The sequence below is a fragment of the Roseofilum sp. Guam genome, assembly GCF_017746735.1.
Lineage (GTDB): Bacteria > Cyanobacteriota > Cyanobacteriia > Cyanobacteriales > Desertifilaceae > Roseofilum > Roseofilum reptotaenium.
Window position 1 is genome coordinate 1 of sequence record NZ_JAGHZN010000055.1, and the last position, 18,921, is coordinate 18,921.

The 18,921-nt window shown below is 45.4% G+C and carries 22 protein-coding genes; 11 read left to right on the top strand and 11 right to left on the bottom strand.

Annotated elements, in window-relative coordinates; translation table 11 throughout:
- The 3 genes from J7529_RS19570 to J7529_RS19580 all read left to right on the top strand — a co-directional run.
- The coding region (locus J7529_RS19570; RefSeq protein WP_318730363.1) for a DUF4157 domain-containing protein at positions 1-431 on the top strand (431 nt) is incomplete at its 5' end.
- 23 nt (positions 432-454) lie between these two features.
- A complete protein-coding gene (locus J7529_RS19575) occupies positions 455-1,609 on the top strand; it encodes a hypothetical protein (RefSeq protein WP_318730364.1) in 1,155 nt (384 codons plus the stop codon).
- A gap of 40 nt (positions 1,610-1,649) precedes the next feature.
- A complete protein-coding gene (locus J7529_RS19580; RefSeq protein WP_318730365.1) occupies positions 1,650-2,192 on the top strand; it encodes a hypothetical protein in 543 nt (180 codons plus the stop codon).
- A gap of 3 nt (positions 2,193-2,195) precedes the next feature.
- Here J7529_RS19580 and J7529_RS19585 read toward each other — a convergent pair whose 3' ends face one another.
- Genes J7529_RS19585 through J7529_RS19595 form a run of 3 tightly spaced genes read right to left on the bottom strand, consistent with a single transcriptional unit; the run spans position 2,196 to position 4,939 of the window.
- Positions 2,196-4,115 carry a GTPase family protein gene (locus J7529_RS19585; RefSeq protein WP_318730366.1) on the bottom strand — a complete coding sequence of 640 codons (1,920 nt, stop codon included), beginning with the start codon at positions 4,113-4,115 and terminating at the stop codon, positions 2,196-2,198.
- A 34-nt stretch (positions 4,116-4,149) separates the two neighbouring features.
- Complete coding sequence (locus tag J7529_RS19590) at positions 4,150-4,758, bottom strand: hypothetical protein (RefSeq protein ID WP_413038934.1); 609 nt, start codon at positions 4,756-4,758, stop codon at positions 4,150-4,152.
- A gap of 28 nt (positions 4,759-4,786) precedes the next feature.
- Positions 4,787-4,939 (bottom strand): hypothetical protein, encoded by a 153-nt coding sequence (locus tag J7529_RS19595; RefSeq protein WP_318730368.1) that lies wholly within the window; start codon positions 4,937-4,939, stop codon positions 4,787-4,789.
- A 199-nt stretch (positions 4,940-5,138) separates the two neighbouring features.
- Between J7529_RS19595 and J7529_RS19600 the strand changes: the two genes are divergently transcribed.
- Complete coding sequence (locus J7529_RS19600) at positions 5,139-5,975, top strand: pentapeptide repeat-containing protein (RefSeq protein WP_318730369.1); 837 nt, start codon at positions 5,139-5,141, stop codon at positions 5,973-5,975.
- Here J7529_RS19600 and J7529_RS19605 read toward each other — a convergent pair.
- Complete coding sequence (locus J7529_RS19605) at positions 5,950-8,016, bottom strand: prolyl oligopeptidase family serine peptidase (RefSeq protein WP_318730370.1); 2,067 nt, start codon at positions 8,014-8,016, stop codon at positions 5,950-5,952. The genes J7529_RS19600 and J7529_RS19605 overlap by 26 nt on opposite strands.
- A 260-nt stretch (positions 8,017-8,276) precedes the next feature.
- On the opposite strand from J7529_RS19605, the gene J7529_RS19610 reads away from it, so the two are divergent.
- The 4 genes from J7529_RS19610 (at position 8,277) to J7529_RS19625 (ending at position 11,490) form a co-directional block, all read left to right on the top strand.
- Positions 8,277-8,582, top strand: coding sequence for a hypothetical protein (locus tag J7529_RS19610; RefSeq protein WP_271936446.1), 306 nt, complete (start codon positions 8,277-8,279; stop codon positions 8,580-8,582).
- Positions 8,583-8,741: 159 nt separating this feature from the next.
- A complete protein-coding gene (locus J7529_RS19615) occupies positions 8,742-9,494 on the top strand; it encodes a dienelactone hydrolase family protein (RefSeq protein WP_318730371.1) in 753 nt (250 codons plus the stop codon).
- A 105-nt stretch (positions 9,495-9,599) separates the two neighbouring features.
- Positions 9,600-10,511, top strand: coding sequence for a S1 RNA-binding domain-containing protein (locus tag J7529_RS19620; RefSeq protein WP_271936448.1), 912 nt, complete (start codon positions 9,600-9,602; stop codon positions 10,509-10,511).
- 103 nt (positions 10,512-10,614) lie between these two features.
- Positions 10,615-11,490 carry a Tab2/Atab2 family RNA-binding protein gene (locus tag J7529_RS19625; RefSeq protein WP_318730372.1) on the top strand — a complete coding sequence of 292 codons (876 nt, stop codon included), beginning with the start codon at positions 10,615-10,617 and terminating at the stop codon, positions 11,488-11,490.
- Between the two features lie 98 nt (positions 11,491-11,588).
- Here the strand turns inward: J7529_RS19625 and J7529_RS19630 are convergent, their stop codons facing one another.
- Positions 11,589-11,897 (bottom strand): PepSY domain-containing protein, encoded by a 309-nt coding sequence (locus J7529_RS19630; RefSeq protein WP_271936452.1) that lies wholly within the window; start codon positions 11,895-11,897, stop codon positions 11,589-11,591.
- 89 nt (positions 11,898-11,986) lie between these two features.
- Positions 11,987-12,118 (bottom strand): photosystem II reaction center protein Ycf12/Psb30, encoded by a 132-nt coding sequence (gene psb30, locus J7529_RS19635; RefSeq protein WP_271936453.1) that lies wholly within the window; start codon positions 12,116-12,118, stop codon positions 11,987-11,989.
- Positions 12,119-12,271: 153 nt separating this feature from the next.
- Here psb30 and J7529_RS19640 point away from each other — a divergent pair, with 153 nt between their 5' ends.
- On the top strand, positions 12,272-12,637 hold the full coding sequence (locus tag J7529_RS19640; RefSeq protein ID WP_318730373.1) for a YkgJ family cysteine cluster protein: 366 nt from the start codon (positions 12,272-12,274) through the stop codon (positions 12,635-12,637).
- Positions 12,638-12,647: 10 nt separating this feature from the next.
- On the opposite strand, the gene J7529_RS19645 is transcribed toward J7529_RS19640, so the two are convergent.
- The 4 genes from J7529_RS19645 to J7529_RS19660 form a co-directional block, all read right to left on the bottom strand.
- The gene (locus J7529_RS19645) at positions 12,648-13,475 is read right to left on the bottom strand and encodes an ion transporter (RefSeq protein ID WP_318730374.1); all 828 of its coding nucleotides are present in this window, start codon (positions 13,473-13,475) and stop codon (positions 12,648-12,650) included.
- 186 nt (positions 13,476-13,661) lie between these two features.
- A complete protein-coding gene (locus tag J7529_RS19650; protein ID WP_271936457.1) occupies positions 13,662-13,997 on the bottom strand; it encodes a hypothetical protein in 336 nt (111 codons plus the stop codon).
- Between the two features lie 93 nt (positions 13,998-14,090).
- A complete protein-coding gene (locus J7529_RS19655; protein ID WP_318730375.1) occupies positions 14,091-14,873 on the bottom strand; it encodes an endonuclease/exonuclease/phosphatase family protein in 783 nt (260 codons plus the stop codon).
- 70 nt (positions 14,874-14,943) lie between these two features.
- The gene (locus tag J7529_RS19660; protein ID WP_318730376.1) at positions 14,944-15,780 is read right to left on the bottom strand and encodes an SDR family oxidoreductase; all 837 of its coding nucleotides are present in this window, start codon (positions 15,778-15,780) and stop codon (positions 14,944-14,946) included.
- Positions 15,781-15,871: 91 nt separating this feature from the next.
- Between J7529_RS19660 and J7529_RS19665 the strand changes: the two genes are divergently transcribed.
- Positions 15,872-16,186 carry a hypothetical protein gene (locus tag J7529_RS19665; RefSeq protein WP_318730377.1) on the top strand — a complete coding sequence of 105 codons (315 nt, stop codon included), beginning with the start codon at positions 15,872-15,874 and terminating at the stop codon, positions 16,184-16,186.
- Between the two features lie 102 nt (positions 16,187-16,288).
- On the opposite strand, the gene J7529_RS19670 is transcribed toward J7529_RS19665, so the two are convergent.
- The gene (locus J7529_RS19670; RefSeq protein ID WP_318730378.1) at positions 16,289-16,948 is read right to left on the bottom strand and encodes a hypothetical protein; all 660 of its coding nucleotides are present in this window, start codon (positions 16,946-16,948) and stop codon (positions 16,289-16,291) included.
- 177 nt (positions 16,949-17,125) lie between these two features.
- Here J7529_RS19670 and J7529_RS19675 point away from each other — a divergent pair, with 177 nt between their 5' ends.
- On the top strand, positions 17,126-18,883 hold the full coding sequence (locus J7529_RS19675; protein ID WP_318730379.1) for a tetratricopeptide repeat protein: 1,758 nt from the start codon (positions 17,126-17,128) through the stop codon (positions 18,881-18,883).
- Positions 18,884-18,921: the final 38 nt, after the last annotated feature.

The following is an 18,921-nucleotide window of genomic DNA, read 5'->3' on the forward strand; positions in this document are numbered from 1 at the left end:
ACGAGGAGGAGGAGGTAGATATGAAACCTCTTGACTCGGCGGTGCAACGGAACGAGGAGGAGGAGGTAGATATGAAACCCAAACCGGGACTACAACGGGATGGGTTAGCAGGAGGAAGAGCTACCCCAGAGTTTGAAGGACAACTCAAACAAGCGAAACAAGGGGGACAAGCCTTAGATTCTACGCTTCAGACGAAAATGGGAGAAGCGATGGGCGCTGATTTTAGTAGCGTGAAGGTGCATACGGATTCCCAGTCTCATGGTTTAAGTCAATCGATACAAGCAAAAGCATTTACCACGGGACAGGATGTGTTTTTCAACAAAGGACAATATAAACCCTCAAGTCCCCAAGGTCAGGAATTAATTGCCCATGAATTAACCCATGTGGTGCAGCAGAAAGGGGCAAGCGTGCAGCGTAAAAAAAAAGAATAGGATCTTCGAGTCATCCACAATCGGTGATTAACAGAGAGGTCATTCAACGAGACCTTTGGACAAAAGATCAAGCGAAAGAGAAAGTCGCGATTAGAGGACGCTGGCGCAGTAAAGAATATCATGCCATTCTCAATACATTGGATCTCTGGCATGATGAAAGGAATGGTCTAGCCAATGAACCCCTGATTGTACAGCTTGTTTTTCTGAAAAAATTGAAGAAGCTGATTGATGTTTATATTACTAAAAAAACAAATAGTAAGCAGTCTACTAAGAAGCAGAGTAAGAAGACGAGTATACAGCAAGAAATTGATAACATGAATAAGGTTAAGGAGAATGTGAATTCCAAATTGACAACGGTACAACAAGACTATAGTCAATCGGGAGATGACCCCATTCCTCAAGTTGAAAATGCCGATTTAGGAGATTTGGACACACTTAACAAAAACTTTGAAGGAAAAAGGGATCAGGGAGGACTCAACTCAGTGAAAGAAGTAATCATGGATAATCAGGATACGAAGGGTTACTTCAAGAAAGAAAAAGCAGTTGATGAGATGTATGGAATGCATAAAGGAACAGCAGCAGGGATTCCCCAGAGAAACCCGAATCAAACCGGACGTGCGATCGCTGCCTATCGGATCGATCAACTCCTAGAAGCTGGCATTATTCCGAAAACCTATAAAGCGACTAAAGGTGGAAAAACAGGATCGGTCATGGAAAAAATTAGCGATGCGAAACCTGGGCGCGATCCCTATGACATTGATGGTGGCAGTAATATAGAAGGGCGACATATACAAGAATTACATAAGTTGTATCTAATGGATGTGATTACCGGTCAAGTGGATCGTCACCTGGGTAATGTTCTCCTCAAGGGAGGGAAAGTCTGGGGAATTGATAATGATTTAACCTTTGGCGATCAATATGGATTCGATCCTAAGAGCGGTTCATCCTCCGTGGCAATTGGTGGAAAATCAGCGAAGAATTTACACATCGATAAGGCATTTGCGATTAAAATTATTAAGCTCTCCAATAATCTCGATCGAGTCCGCCAAGCTCTCGATCCAAACGTAACCGGATTGACAAATTCTGAAGTAGAAAAAGCTATTGAACGGCTGGAGAATCTGGCGGAATATTTGATCAAGAAGGTGGCTAAAGGCAAAACAGTGACCAATTGGGATTAGTACCAGCAATTTAGATCATTAACAAGGATAGATATCAATTATGGACTCAGAACATTCTGGTTTAGAAGCGGCTCAAAGATGGCTGGCTGAGGAAGGAATACCGTTTCCTTGTATGCCAGTCGAGTTACAGAATGCTCTCAAACCTCTTTCTGAAGGGGTATTTAGCAGCCGTTCAATTCTGCCTGCTACTCCGTATTTTACCGATCCCTTTATTGAAGAGGTAGAAACTCAATCTGTGGATGATTATGTGGTGTTGGCTTTTGATGGCCATGGGATGAATTCCTATGCTATCCATTATTATCTGGTTTATGGTCCTCTCGCCTTTTTTCTACAAGTAAGCTGGGGTGGTGCTTATACGGATCGGGAAAAAGCACAGGCTGCTATCTCTTCGGTGTTTGCTAAGATCGAACCTATCATTCAAACGGCGATGAAAGTAGATGAGAGCAAGGTATCATCCCGGTTTATTCTGAGTGCAAGTAGTTTTTATGGGTGTCGTTGGCGGCAGTTGGGAGTGGATGAAGATTGGTGTGAGGAGGGATCGGGATTTAATGCAGCACTAGAGGCGCTGGAAAAGATGTTATGATTACTACTTTCGCGTCTCTAGATAAAATTTGACCCGATCGCCCAACTCATCCATACTCAACCCTTGCACCCAATATTCTACCAGGGCATGACCGAAGGCCCAGGCGTTTTTTTCCGGAGTTGCAGGGTTTTCTAGCAGTTGCGGCCAAAGGGTCAAAAGTTCAAATTTCACTTCTAACTCTGGGTCATTACTCAGGAGTAAAAATAAATCATAGGCCATCTGTAACTTGCCAATCACTACCGGTAATTGTTCGATGGGGATTTGTTCGGCGAGGAGATAGGCGAGGGTGGGCGAACCGGTGGCAATCGTTGATACAAATCGGAGGACGGGACTTTTCAGGAGTGCAGTTAAGCCTTGAGTCGTCGCCATTTGGAACGTGTAGCGGTCGATAATTTTGGCGGCAGCTAGGGTACGGGCATCGCGATCGCGTAAAAATCGTGCGAGTCTCTCTTCTTTCACTGGCCCAATTGCCTCCATGAGCAGGGCGGAGAGTTTGTCCGTATTCCAAGCCTGGCGACCGATTTGAGCATCTGCGGTGACGAGGGGCAGGAGGCGATCGCACCATTGCCCTAACTGTTGCTGACGATACTCGGTTGCCTCACGAATCGCTAACTCCTTCGGCCGCTCTCCGAATTCCCAGTCATAGGGGGGCGACCATTCCCGGATGGGGCGCAGACGGTCAACTTGCGTGACAAACGTGACAATGGGTAAAGTCTCATTCTGTTCCCGGAGTTGCTTCAAGAAATGCACATCCATTTGCAAGGCCGGATCGAGGGCAGGAGTCACTAATAAGACTAAATCGGCTTCAGCCCCAAACTCTAAAACTTGCTCGGCTAAATCGGGGCGGTTGACCTGCTCGTAACCGGGCGTATCCCAAAGATGTAAGCCCTCGCCATTAGCTCCCTGCCATTGATAATCCTGAATTTTGTCGGTACTGGGTAAAACATCCACTTCCGCCCGTTCTGCTTGAAATAAGGTGTTAATCAGGCTACTTTTACCTGCCCCTGTCCGTCCGACTAAAAGTAGATTCAGAGGTTGTTCCTCAACTTGTTCCTCTGGGGACCCTTTAGCAATAATGGCGCGTAGGGTTTCGGTTTTGGCTTTCGGTAGGGTTAATTCGGAGGCTGAAACATTGAGATCGGGAGGCGCTACGTTACCATAGAGGGCGATCGCCTGCCGACAGAGATTCCGCAGGGCTGACTCCCGTAACATTTGACCCAAGTTCACCAGTAACTCCTGAGTCGCCTTATTGCCCCACTTGCGCGTCGCCTGTCTTGCTGCGGCTGCGGCTGGATTGAGCAACCACTGCGCCCAACCCCAAACCTGTAATACTTTACGGGCTGAAGGTTCCAACTTGCGATAGATTTCATAGGCTTGATAGGCTTGGCCAACGGTCACCTGATTGAGAACAGGAGAGAGTTGGCTAATGGCACGTCCCACATCCTCCACGGTTCCTTGAACCAATCCATAGGCTTGGGGAATGTAGATATTGAGTAGAGGATATTGGGTATTTTGCCCATAAGCCTCAGCCACCGCCACCACCACGGCTTGACAACGTTGAAAAAAGGTCGCCTGATCTTCCCAAATGGGGCGATCGCCTTTTGACTCCTTGAGAATCGTCTCTAACGCCGTCTCAATCTGTGCCCCGACTTCCGCATTACCAATGGCAGACTGGGTTTCTTCCGTCACCGCCTCCATATCTGCACTGATGGCTGCGACTGCTGCTTCCACCTGTTCTACCATAGGGCGAGTCCACAGCACCAATAACCAGCGCCACCCCAAGAACACCAGGATAAAGATTGCCCAGATCCAACTCAGCCCCCAAGTATGTATCTGCAACCCAGCGGCAACAAGCAGTAAGATCGCGATCGAGGCGATCGGGGTAATTAAAACGATCCATTGCCACAGCTTAAAGCGCACCATAATCTATTAAAAATCAAAACTTTTCTTGATGCTATTAACCCTTAATCGAGCCTAACGTATTCTTCCATGCTAACTCTTTCCGGAGAATTTCTAACGCTCTTTGATCGGGTTCCGAAAACAGATTTTGGTCAATTAATTCGCCAATCACTTGTTGCACTAACTGGGAGGCAAACATGCCCCCACTGCGCAGCACATGGGCATAGTACCCTAAATGGGGGCGGCCTTGGGCGTTTAAGTGAAACTGATAAATTTCTTCGGGACTCATCTTAAAGACTGGAGTATTAACGGGAACCACAACCCTAGGGATTCCTTGCACTCCATGGAGGCGATCGCCCCCTTGGATGAACTCTCCAATTAAAATTGTACCCAGTAAAACCCGTGTTTCGACAATCAAATCTGGTGTGAAGAAGGGATCGGGATCGTTGGATAACCGAGGCCCCGTATTCAGAAATTGGGGATTAAACAACTGGGAATTATAAACTAAACCTACTGCCCAATGGCGATCGCCGAGATCTTCGAGCTTCACGAAACAACCAAACCCATAATCATCGGGTTCCGGTGGATTCAATAAATCGTGCTTTTCATCGAGTTGGACAACATAATCACAATGGGAATTAGATTTAACGACTTTACCCAAACGCATGGAAGAATTAATCATTAGTCCTTAATAATTAATCCTGATTGTATACCCATTGATGCCAACATTTAAGAATTTGATAGAATTCTGGCGGAAGGCGGGAATTATAGGCGATCGCCAAAACCTCGATCAATCCCACTGTATTGATATCAGACTGGCGTTGTAGCAGGGGGGGTTCATGGGGCATTTTTGGCGATCGCTCAAAGTCTGATAGAGAGAGGATTTTATACCTATTGTCAAAAGTTAACGTTTAACAATAGGATAAAAACCCCCATCCCTCCGACACCTCACACCACCCTGGTACACAAGGGAATCTCAGAATATGATTGAAAACAGGAGAACAACAACACAATTTCTCCAAAAAATCAATTGATGAGGAACACGCAATGAAGGCTTCAGAATTATTAGAACGCTATCGTGCAGGAGAACGGAATTTTTGCCAAGTCAATTTGGCAAATGCAGACTTGCGCCAAGCAAACCTCTGCGAAATCAACTTCACGCAAGCCAATTTGATCAAAGTCAATTTGACGGGAGCCACCCTAGGGGGAGCCACCTTTAGTCAAGCATTTATGAATCAAGCCATGCTGACAGGAGCCAACCTTATTGGGGCACACTTTGAAGAAACTTCTTTGCACGAAGCCTTCCTGAGCGATACGAATCTCCAAGGCGCAAATTTACAAGGGGCGAATTTGAGTGACTGCAATCTCAATGAAGCGATCTTAAACCATGCCAATTTACAGAAGGCTTGTTTGAGTCGGGCAAAACTGATCAATGCCTCCATGCACCATACGGTTCTGGAATATGCTAATTTGACCCACGCTATCCTGAATGGGGCGATTCTTAAACAGGCTAAATTAGCCCATAGCATCTTAGCGCAATCCATGTTAGAAACAGCAGATTTAGAACAGGCTGATCTCAGTCAAGCCATTCTCATGGGTGCGTCTCTGCGCCGGGCGATTTTGCGAGAGGCGAGTTTGCGATCGAGCAATTTAATGGGGGTTTCCTTCCGTTCGGCAGATTTGCACCAAGCCACCCTCTATCGCGCCCAACTGTACTGGACGAATTTCACCGAAGCTAATTTAAGCGAAGCGGTGTTAATGGATACGGATTTCACCCTATCCAATCTATCGCAGGCGAATTTAGAGGGGGCTTCAGTCACCGGTGCTGTGTTTCCCAAGGGATTTGACGTGAACCTAGTTAGGCAATACCGAGAACTTGGGTGAGAAATGCCCATTTATCGGCAATTTCTTGGATTTGTTTGCTGGTGGGCTTTCCTGCACCATGCCCGGCTTTGGTTTCAATGCGGATCAAGACTGGAGATGAAGCCCTGTGGGCAGCTTGTAGAGCTGCGGCAAATTTGAAACTGTGGGAAGGAACAACTCGATCGTCGCGATCGCTGGTTGTAACTAGAGTAGCAGGATAGGCAGTTCCGGGTTTCAGGTTGTGCAACGGGGAATAGCGATAGAGGTTTTCAAAGTCTTCTGGATGATCGGCACACCCATATTCATCACACCAAGCCCAGCCAATGGTAAATTTATGGAATCGCAGCATATCCATAACACCAACAGCGGGAAGAGCAGCACCAAACAAGTCGGGGCGTTGCGTTAGAGACGCGCCGACTAATAAACCGCCATTACTGCCACCGGCGATCACCAATTTCTCCGAACAAGTATACTGTTGTTCAATTAACCATTCTGCTGCCGCAATAAAATCATCAAACACATTTTGTTTATTTTGTTTCATCCCCGCTTGATGCCAGTCTTCGCCATATTCTCCACCGCCCCGTAAATTGGGAACTGCATAGATTCCTCCCTGCTCCATCCACACTAAATGACTGACCGAAAACCCCGGAGTTAGAGAAATACTAAAGCCCCCATAGCCATAGAGTAAGGTGGGATTTGAGCCATCAAGAGTAATTCCTTTCTTATGGGTAATAAAAAGAGGAACTTGGGTGCCATCTTTACTGGGATAAAACACTTGCTTACTCTCATAGTCATCTGGATTAAAGTTCACTTCTGGTTGCCGATACAGGATACTTTCTCCTGTCAGCAAGTCATAGCGATAAATAGTCGTGGGAGTTGTATAGCTGGTAAAGCTATAGAAGGTTTCGGTATCTTCCGGTTTACCATTAAACCCATTCACTGAACCTAAACCGGGTAACGCAAGAGTTTTTAGATACTCTCCCTCTAAGCTATAGATCTTGACTTGAGAATGAGCATCTTGCATCGATTGAACCACAAACTGATGATTCAGCAAACTCACTTCGCCGATCACATCATTCGATTCGGGAATAATCTCTTGCCAATTCTCTTGTTCTGGATGGTTGATATCGATCGCAATTACTCGCCACTTGGGTGCTTGCCAATTGGTTATAAACCAGAAGATTGAGCCTTGATTACCAATAAATTGATAACTGTCTTCAAATTCAGAGATTAATTCAAGGATGGGACTGTTGTCTTGGCTTAAATCTTGATAAAACACCAAATTTTTCAGTTCTGTCGAGCGCCAGACACTAATCAGTAAGTATTTTCCGTCTTCCGTGATTGTCGGAGAAAACCCCCATTCTTTTTGATCGGGACGCTCATAGATGAGGCGATCGGCTGATTGAGGATCGCCTAGCCGATGGTAATACAGTTTTTCGTAATAGTTTTGTTCTTGATATTCTTGCCCTTCTTTGGGTTCGGCGTAGCGGTTGTAATAAAACCCTTGAGTATCTTTCGACCAAGTAACCGTAGAAAATTTAATCCATTTCAAATGGTCACCGAGATCTTCTTTGCTGTCAATATTCCTGACTTTCCACTCTTGCCAATCAGAACCGGATTGGGATAAGCCATAGGCGAGGTATTGCCCATTTTCAGAAATGGAAATTCTGGATAAGGCCGTTGTACCATCGTCTGATAGAGTATTCGGATCGAGTAAAATCTGAGGCTCGACATCCGGCTCTTGGAGACAGTAGAGAACGGATTGATTTTGCAGTCCGGAGTTTTTAAAATAGAATAGGCGATCGCCTTGTTTCGAGGGAATGCCATATTTCTCATAATTCCAGAGTTCTTCAAGACGACTTTTGAGCGATTCCCGGGTAGGGATTTGTTCTAAAAACTCAAACGTGATTTGGTTTTGATCTTCAACCCATGCTTGGGTTTGATCTGACTCTAAGTCCTCTAGCCATCGATAGGGATCGGATACTGGGGTACCGTGGTAATCATCAACTTGATCGACTTGACGGCTTTGGGGATATTCAAACACTTGGGAAACCTCAGACATAGTAACGTACTCCAGCAAGGGAAAAGACTCAAAACATATACAAGGATACAGATTGAAGTTATCTTTGCCCTGATTGTATAACCCATATTACCCTTCCTAGTCCCTTGACCTATTCATAGGCATATAGATATAATGGCACGGAACCATATGAAAATTCATATAAATGCAGGAAAATATAAAAAAATATTCCAAATCTGAGAAAATTTGATAAAATTTAACATAAGAACCGTCTATACCATAGATAACTAACAGCCAAACCCATGTCTCAAGACTTTTTCCTTCCTCCTGATGAAGCCAAAACCTTTGGCGATATTGACTTTATGCGTAGAAAGCAACGGGTCAAGCATACCTATCCCAAAGGTAAACGGGCGAGTGAAGTGGTTGAAGCCTCTTCGATGGAAATGCAAATCCGCCCTGAAGGTCAAATGATGTCTTCAACCCCTGCGAAGTCTGAACCTCAAGTCAGCAGTCAACCTTCAACCCCCACCCCCGCTCGTCGTCCTTCCAATACCAACACAGGTGGCTTAGACTTCCTGAAGATGGCCAAGGGAATGAAAAAGAAATAAGGGGCAACTGCCAATCTCTCTAAAGATTCGCTCATCTGTCTAAACACATTTTGTCAAAAGCTCTTCACTAGATATCCAGTGAAGAGCTTTTTTTAGCTCAAGATTAACGAGTTTTTCCCTTAAAATTGGAAAGACGCAACCTCAAGTTTTCCCGTAATCATGGCAGAGCTGACTATACACTCTACTTCAGTGCAAGTCCCGAATGGCGACTTGCTCATCAATGCATATCTGGCTGAACCGACTACACCGGGGCCCCATCAGGGCGTAGTCGTAGTACAGGAGATTTTTGGGGTAAATGAACATATTCGCGATATAACCGATCGCATGGCCAAACAGGGCTATATTGCTATTGCTCCAGCGATTTATCAGCGTCTGGCTCCCGGTTTTGAAGCGGGTTATACCCCAGAAGACATTACAATCGGCCGGGAATATAAGGTTCAAACCAAGGCGGATGAATTGCTCAGTGATATTCAGGCAACCTTAGATTATCTAAAAACACGACCCAATCTGAAATCAGGAGGCTTTGGGGCGATCGGATTTTGCTTTGGCGGCCATGTCGTTTATCTGACCGCTATCCTGGATGAGATTAAGGCCACTGCGTCCTTCTATGGTGCAGGAATTGCTACTCTCACCCCAGGGGGAGGCGAACCTACCATTACTCGTACCCCAGAGATTAAGGGAACCCTCTACTGCTTTTTTGGCAATGAAGATGCCAGTATTCCAGCTTCAGAAGTCGAGCAAATTGAAGCTGCTCTAAGAGAGGCTCAGGTTTCTCATCAGATTTTCCGGTACGATGGAGCCGATCATGGCTTTTTCTGCGATCGCCGTGCTAGTTATAATGCAGAAGCTGCTACTGATGCCTGGGCTAAAGTGAAAGATTTGTTTCACGCCCAACTTCAGGCTTCTGAATAGCAACTGCCAAGGTGGTGAGGACTGCCTTGAAAGGCTCAAACCTAGCACCCATACTCGATTGCCTTTTGCCTAGCGCAAAGTGCTCTAATTTCTCAGACCCTAGTTATGAACTCTGAATCCAAACCCTCTTCTGAAACTCCCTCTTCTATTGGCTTTTCCCCAGATGACTTTGCCCAAGCTCTGCAAGAGCATGACTATACCTTCCAAAAAGGACAAGTGGTACGCGGTCGTGTGGCTGTCCATTCCCAAGAGGGAGCCTATATTGAAATTGGTGGCAAGTCTACTGCCTTTGTACCCATACAAGAGGCGGCTTTAGAAAATGTAACCGATTTGTCTACCGTTTTACCTCTGAATGAGGAATTAGATTTTCTCATTACTCGCGAACAAAATGAAGAGGGACAAGTAACGCTCTCCCGTCGCCAACTGGCAATCCAGCGCCTTTGGGATACCCTCTTAGAGAAGCAGGAGGAGCAACAAGCGCTACAAGTTCGGGTAACCGGGAGCAATAAAGGGGGCGTGACGGTTGATGTGATGGGACTTAGAGGGTTTATCCCGCGATCGCATCTGAGTCAACGGGAAAACCTCAATGCTCTCAAGGGGGAAACCCTGACCGTAGGATTTCTGGAAGTGAACCCAGATACTCGTAAGTTGGTGCTTTCTGAACGACTCGCAACCCAAGCGGCGACGTTTAGTCAGTTGGAAGTGGGACAATTGGTAGAAGGACGAATTGCTAATATTAAACCCTTTGGTTTATTTGTCGATTTAGGCAATACCACAGGACTGATTCATATTAAGCAAATTAGTCAAAGCTATATTGCTGCCCTCTCCAGTCATTTTTCTATTGGTCAATCTATTAAGGCAATCATTATTAGTATTGATGAAGGGAAAGGACGAATTTCTTTGTCTACCCGCATTTTGGAGAATTATCCCGGAGAGCTATTAGAAAATATGGACGAAGTCATGGAAAGTGCTACGGCTCGTCGAGAACGGGCGGTTAAATCTTTGCCTGATGCTTAGACTCATACGTTGAGTCTCTCTAGTAGGAGGACTGTGCTTTTTCTTTCCACCTCCTACTTTGACAATTGCTCTACATTTGGACTGTTACTGGTTAGTTGATTCAATGAAAACAATTTGGGAACTCGATTTTTACTCCCGCCCTATTCTAGATGAAAATAATAAGAAAGTTTGGGAAATTCTGATTTGTGAAACTCCATTATCGATCGCGACTGACCCCGAAAGCTTATTTCGGTATTCTCGGTTTTGTCCGAGTAGTAACGTTAACTCAGGAGAATTAAAGGCTGCTCTGTTAGAGGCCATGGAGCAAGCTCCCAGTCGGCCGAGTAAGATCCGCTTCTTTCGCCGACAAATGAATAACATGATTGTCAAAGCTTGTAAGGATTTGGCGATTCCTTCAGCGCCCAGTCGTCGCACGTTAACTTTGTATCAGTGGATACAACAGAGAGAAACAGAAGTCTATCCCCAAGAAGCGGGTTATGATGCCAAGGCAGCCTCTTCGCCTTCTGTAAAATATGAATCGGCGATCGCCCAATCACTCCCAGATGCCATCCTAGGTCAAAAATGGGCATTGGTTAGCCTAGAAGCACAAGCGTTTGCCGAGATGCCCGAATGGGAAATTGCTTTTGGAGAGTCTTTTCCCTTAAGTCCATTTGAATTATCAGATACAACTCCCATTCCTGGTATTATCCTCTTTTCCTCCCGCGCCATTCCCATGGCTGGATGGATGTCTGGTCTAGAATTAGCCTTTCTCAAAGTGATGGAAAATCGAGAAGATAGGAGCAAGAAACCTAGGTTATTACTGGAAACTGGAGTGAACGAAAGTTGGATTTTGGCTAACTTGAATACGCCCCAATTATTAAAAGAAGGAGAAAACTTAGAACAAGCTAAAAAGCAGTCTAAAGGAATTCATTTTATCGCTATTCAGTCCAATCCTGAATCAGAATCATTTGCGGGATTTTGGTTGCTACAAGAACAATGAGTTCATCAATATAGCGCTTCGCTCTAGGTAACAGGGAATAGAGCAAAGGAAGGGAGAATTAAGAAATTTTCTATTCCCTATTCCCCATTCCCTATTCCCTATTCCCTACTCATGGCTTTTGTTTTCATACGCCACTCTTTGCGCCAATGGTTAATTAAGATTGTTAACCCAGTAATTAACATCCAGAGCAAACCCAAGCCATTGAGCAAAACATAAAAGGATTCAAAAGATTTACCGAAATATTCCCCTTCATGGATCACCATGAGGATATGCACCTGATCGCGGCTGAGTCCAAACCAATCTTTTGCCAACCGGTAGGAAACCCCTGTAAAGACGGTGATAAACAAGGGAAGTAGGACAATGGGAGCGAGGGTTTTGTGTAGAGTACGAATGGTAAGTTTAGCCATGATTAGCCCTTATAGACTCAAATTGTTATAGCGCTAATTAAAAAAAGCCCGACTATATCGGGCTTTAGTGCGTAAGGAGTGAACGATAATTAGAGGTCGCCACCTCGCAAAAATAGAACAAAGATAACGGCTGGGCCAGCTACCACTACTAATGTTAGCATTAATAGCTGTGCTATGAGTATCCAATCGATCCCTGTGAACAAGTTTGTGATAAAATCCATGTCTCCTCCACTCTCAACCCTAGGAGTTGATGCAATTACTAGATAGAATGCAACTTCTGATTTTACATGGGGATCGACCCCAAGCTTTAAGGAAGTTAACAAAACTCAATAAAGTTTAGCCCAATTCCCCAATTCAGCTTACGGAGTAGCTTTATGGCAACTTGGCGTTGTATTAAACAGTGTGGTGCGTGCTGCCATCTCGATCCAGATGAGCGCCCGGATCTAGACCAATACCTATCCCCTAGTGAGTTAGAACTCTACTATAGTTTGGTAGCCCCTGATGGCTGGTGCATCCACTTCGATCATTTAACCAAAGAATGTACCATTTATCCAGACCGTCCCCAATTCTGTCGGGTACAACCAGATGTCTATGAAAGGATGTTTGGTATTGACTCGCAGGAATTGAATGATTTTGCGATCGACTGCTGTGAGCAGCAAATTGAGGGGGTTTATGGCGATCGCTCCTTGGAGTTGCTCCGATTTCGCCGCGAAGTCGGTTTAGAGACACAAGAGGATTAGGTATTTACGGTTACTCTTGACGAATAGTGTTCGAGTATTCCCTCTCCTCAACTAAACTAGAGCCACAATGTTTACAGAACTTAGCGTCTGGATCGTGAAATAATAAACCACAGTCTTGACATTCCACTCGCACTTTTTGGGACTCTTTAACAAAATGTTTGACTAAATCTCCGACTTGCCAAGGAATTAAGGAAATTCCCGTTAAAATCATCGCTAAGGTGATCCAACGTCCGGCTTCAGAAAGGGGAGTAATATCCCCAAATCCGACAGTTGTCATGGTGACAATGCAGAAGTAAAGAGCATCGAAAAAATGGCGAAAGGATTGGGGATTGATGACATGTTCAATCTGATAAATCAAACCAGAATAGACGAAAATAATGGAAAAGAGGGTAAAGCAGATGCGGGTAACAATCAGGTTATTTTCTGAGTTAATGATGCCGAGAAATGTTTTGGCTCCCAGATAGCGGAGGAGATGCAAGATCCGAAACCAAATCAGGGTTTTGGAGAATCCGATTTCGATGTCGAATACCCCGAAGATAAAGGGGATAAAGATCAATAGATCAATCAGGGAATAAATACTTAAGAAGTACTCTAGTTTCTGTTCGGCACACCAGAAACGCAACAGATATTCTAAAATAAAGATAAGGAGAATCCAGGTATTAGCTAGATCTAAAACTCGATCGAGATCGGGGGGAAGATCGTAGGTTTGGATAACGAAAATGGCAGCAGAGATCAGGACGAGTGTAATAATGGTGAGATTGAAAATTTTCCCGAGTAGAGTTTCAATGCCCAACCATTGATTGAGGGTTTGACGTGGGGAAATGAGCTGAGAAGTCAAAATAATTAATCATGAATAATTAAAGCATTATCAAGTAGGGTGGATAATGGCCCACCCTACCACTCACGGATCAGCCAACGGAGGTTAGGGTGCGATCGCCCACTTCCCGATTGGCATCTACATTAGTTGTTACTGATTTAACAACGGTTTGCATCGTCAAGTTCAGGAATTTCAGTCACTTCACGGTTAACGCGGAAGGGAATCCTTGCCTTTAATCATCATTCCCACAGCACCGAATCCTGCGATTCCCGCTAAACCGGCAATCATAGCAACCGGCTTATTTTTAGCCCCATCTGTGATATGAGTATGGTCATGAACATGATGGGTGGAAGTAGAGCTAGCGATCTGACTAGCGGAAGTCGGTTCAGCCCTATCACTGGTGGGAGCAGCAGAAGTCTGGTTCTCTCCGGCTCCTTGAGTCGGAGACTTACTAAGAAAGCAAGCTTGAGCAGAAACACCGAAGAAGGCAGTACTGGCGATCGCCAAACCCATGACGCTACCGATGAAGTAGGGAAATTTCATGATATTAAAACAGTTCAATAGGTTAATATCCCAATTAGGGTTGAGGCCCTAGGGATTCCGATCAATGATGCCATATTGTCGTGCGGCTGACCGTTATCTGAGTAACACTTGTACGACTACGGGAAAGTGATCGGAGATTAACACCCCTTCCCATGGCGATCTCTCGACTCTGGCAGATAAGAGGGAGCAACGAGCATCATAGTAAATAGTATCGACCGCATCCCAAGCTTTACCGGTGAATTCATGATAAGTATTTTGTTCTTCTAGGGGAACCTCTGCTAAGGCATCTAACCAAGGGCGATCGGAACTCGAACCTTGGGCTAACATTTGTCTGGGTTGACTTTGGGGAGAGGCATTAAAATCTCCCATGAGAACCCGATAGGATTGTTGATCTGGCCATTGATTCAGTTGATTTAAAATTAATTTTGTACCCAAATGTCTGGCTAGGGCACTGTTATAATCTAGGTGCGTATTCAAAACAATAATCTGTTGATTTTCAGCACTAATAAACTTACCCCAAGTAACAAATCGTGATTGATGATTACCCCATTCTGGGCTGATGCTACCGGGAATATCTGGCGTTTCGCTTAACCAAAACTCACCGGATTCCAAACAAGTTAGGCGCTGGGGATGATAGAAAATCCCACAATATTCTCCACCACCATTCCCCTGGCGATCGCACCCGATACTCTGATATTCGGGTAAGCGACGATGTAGATCGAGCATTTGATGTGCTAAACATTCTTGAGTTCCCAGAATATCGGGTTGCTCTTGGGAAATCCACCCAGCAACAGCCTCTCGTCTCACCTGCCAATTAGAATTCCCTGGGTCAGGTTTATCGTAGCGAAGATTAGCGGTAATCAGTTTAAGTTTCATTAGGCAATAGGCAATAGGCAGTAGGCAGTAGAGGCGAACAAATTTCCGCCTCTACTTGAGGTATTCCGGGTTAATTGAATTGGCGATCGCTATACCGAAATGAATAACCGGCATCCTTAATTTTCTGATTGGAAACCCAAACATTATAGGGTCTGGGATCGGGTAAGCTGGCATCCCAAGTAACAGCAGGATAGTGATGTAAGCTCAATAGGCGATCGAGAAAGTTTTGGCGAGTTAAATGGGCATCATCGACTAAATTATAAATACCGTGCAACCGGTGCTGGCAACTGTGGGCGATCGCCCCCACAATATCCTCTAGGTGAATCCAATTGGTGGCTTCTTGTCCTGTTCCAGGACGAGCGGTTCCTGCCATGGTGCGATAAATTTTGATTAATTCCCGGTTCGGCCCGTAAATTCCCCCAAGACGAAAAATACAAACCTTACGATCTAGAGTTTGGGCACTTAGGAGTACCCGCTCCGTTTCGGCTAAGATTTCACCATTATCAGAGACAGGAGCAACTGGGATCGTTTCATCGGCGCTATTCCCTTGGCGATCGCCATACACTTGATAACTACTCGTATAAATGATCTGTTGAACTTGGGGTGCAGTTTCCAGGGCAGAAACTAGACTTTGAGCGGTTCCCAAATAGGTATCCCGATAAGCATCTGGGCCGCGGTTGGTGCGTTTTGCGCCTACACTGAGGAGGATAATCTCTTGATCTTGGATGATTTTCTTCAGTTGTAAGCGATCGCTTCCTTGTAAGACCATAACCTGATTGGCGATCGCCTCTAAATCCCTTACCCGCTCTGGTGTCGTCGTCGTCACCGTTACCTGATGGCCTTGATCGAGCCAATATCGACTACATGCACTTCCGACATAACCACATCCAATAATTGCAATTTTCATCCCTAATTTCTACCTTGGGCCTCTTGAATAAACTTCACAATTTGTTATATACTAAAAAGGTATTGGTAGTAACAAGCAGGGGGTACAATGAGTGACTCAGACCATCAAACACCGCGCTGCTGCTGTTATACCACTGACGGAAACAATTAACGTCCATACCGATCTTTCTCCAGAACATATTCCTGCACTTAGAGCAGGCTTTGCGCTCTATCCTTCTAACCCCCGATGGAATATCTTTAAATTCCGGGCTTGGCGGTTAGGGCGGCAATGGCGATATGCCCTGCAAGCTGGAGAAATGGAAGTTTGTCCAAGCAACCGTCTATTGGTGAGAGCAGCTCATAACCGACAACCAGAAGAAGAACCCTCAGACAGGCGGTTCTCGCCGAAAACATTATTGTTAGCTTAACCCTGTCTCTTGTTAATCTCTATCTGGACAACTGAATCTGGGGCACTTTTATCCGTGCCCCCCCAATGTACGAACGAGAGAATGAAGCGTTGCATCCAATCCTTAAAATAAGGGTTGAAAAGAATTGAAAAAGGCCTCGATATCTAGCGCTTTGATTTGAGTGTCCTGATAACCTACCCCCAAGACATAAATGCGATCGCCCATCACCATCATTCGCAGTTGAATATTCTCTTGCCCATTATTTAAAACTACATCCTGTTGACGATCATTTCCCATCGTCTCTTGAACGGAAAAACCGGTATCTTGGACAATGGCATCCAAGACTTGAGCGAGAATTGCCTCACCTTGATTAGCCATTTCTGTTTGTTGATCGGAAAACGCCACAATAAAGCGAGACTTTTCCTGATTCGTCGTCAATACCTCAAAGGCTAAATTGCCCACCACAGTAAGAATCGACTGTTGTTCGTGGGTAGAAAGACCTGTGGGTATCCAGACTTGGAATTCTCCTGCCCGCGAAATGAGATGTTGCCATTGCAGTTTACCTGTATCAACAGTTAAAAGGGGGCGATCGTCAGGAGAGGCTTGCAGTCGTTGTACCTCTTCTTGCAGTTGTTGATAACCCTCTTGAAAAAATGTGGGACGGTTAGGATTAGCAAATTGGGCTTGAACTGGAGAAAGACCAAGTAACCAAACACTCCCAGCACTGATCCATCCTGCCGCCATTCTCCAGGCGATCGCTTGACTCTGAAACGCTGAGTACATACCATTCTCCAAGATTAGGCTCATTGAATTATAGCGCTGGGCGCTATAGCTATTTTAATCACATCTTAACCACTGACTCCCGGACTGACCGGATAATCTTCTCCATTTCCGATTCAGCCCAATCCAAAAACTGCTAATCTATCAAAGAGGCTAAATGTGCAACAGGATGGGGAGATCATGAGGCAGCTTTGGCAATGGTTCAAGAGTTTACTGGGGCAAATCTTTAATCCTGGAGGGAAGATCTTAACCGGGAGTTCCACAGAATCCGATCTGCATCAGAGTTCATCAGCAGAAGTCCTTCCGCGTCTGAGTGAAGCAGATTATGAGTTTTTATTTCGGCAATTAATGGAGGGAGTGGATCAGGGATGGCCAGCGGAGAGGGTGGGACTCTTTTTTGAAAAATTAGGCGATCGCACCAATTCGGATCAATGGCTAGACTGGTTAAGAGAATATCGCGCTCGACTATTAGGAGGGCGAGCGGCTCAAACTCAGCAAGCCGCTCAGATGATGAAAGTTGGGGAAATGGTGCGATCGCTCCCCAAATGGCAACCGGTAGGAGAAGCTACCTATGAAATAGGACTGCAACTGCGCTTACGCTCCCAAGGAAATTCTCTCTGGGAATATATGACTCCGAGCGTAACGGTTAATTCTCCTTCAACGGTTCCCGATCCTACTCCATCAGAACCTCTATCAGAAACGCCTCCACCTCAAAACCCGGCTTTAGATGTTGTAGCCAGTCCCCCCCCTTCTGAAACGCCTCCAGAAAAGGTGGATACGGTTGATGTGGAAGCGAGTGATTCTAAGAGTAGTCCTTTATTTTACCCAGAAGTTGTTTCTGATTTATGGGCCGATCCCCCAGAAAAGCCTGTACCAGAACCAGTAAGTGAAGTTCCCCCAGAAAAGCCTGTACCAGAACCAGTAAGTGAAGTTCCACCGGAAGCCCCTGTACCAGAACCAGTGAGTGAAGCTCCACCAGAAACACCTGTACCAGAATCAGTAAGTGAAGCTCCACCGGAAGCCCCTGTACCAGAACCAGTGAGTGAAGCTCCACAAGAAGCCCCTGTACCAGAACCGGTGAGTGAAGCTCCACAAGAAGCCCCTGTACCAGAACCGGTGAGTGAAGCTCCACCAGAAACACCTGTACCAGAACCGGTGAGTGAAACTCCACCAGAAACGCCTGTACCAGAACCGGTGAGTGAAGCTCCATCAGAAGCGGCTACTTCCATAGAAGACTATATTCGACAACAACCGGTGATTAACCTCGCCTACACTGCCCATGGAAAACAATGGACAGAAACCGTGAGTCTGAATGAATTGCTGGAAAAACTAACTGAAATGCCCAATTTGATGGGGCAATTTTCGCAGCAAGTGGGTATCAATAGTCAAAATCCTGAAGAAATTGTAGAAGCGATTTATCAGCAACTTTATCAAATTTATCAACAACATCAAGCCAATGGCACAGTTGATGAAGCGACTATTTTGTTTAACCAAGGGATGCAACAAGCAAAAGGGGGACAATATGCCAATGCGATCGCCACTTGGGATCGCGCTCTAAGTCAGGAACCCGGACTTTACAAAGCCTGGTTAAATCGGGGTAACGCTTTAGTGATGTTACGGCAACCCCAAGCGGCGATAGAATCCTATGAAAAAGCCTTAGAGCTGCAACCGGGACTGTATGAAGCCTGGGGGAATAAGGGGGTTGCACTGCTGAACTTAGGCAAATATGGAGAAGCGATCGCGGCTTTTGATGAAGCCCTGAAGCTCAAATCCGATTATCATGAAGCCTGGGATAATCGTGGATTGGCCTTACGGGAACTGGGTCAAATTGAAGAAGCGATCGAATCCTTTGATCGAGCCATTTCTATTAACTCCAACGATCCATCTGCCTTAAAACATCAAGTTGAAACCCTGAAAATGCGCGGATCTCAAGGATAAATCGGATCTCTTGGATCTTGGGTTCAGGCGATCGCCCC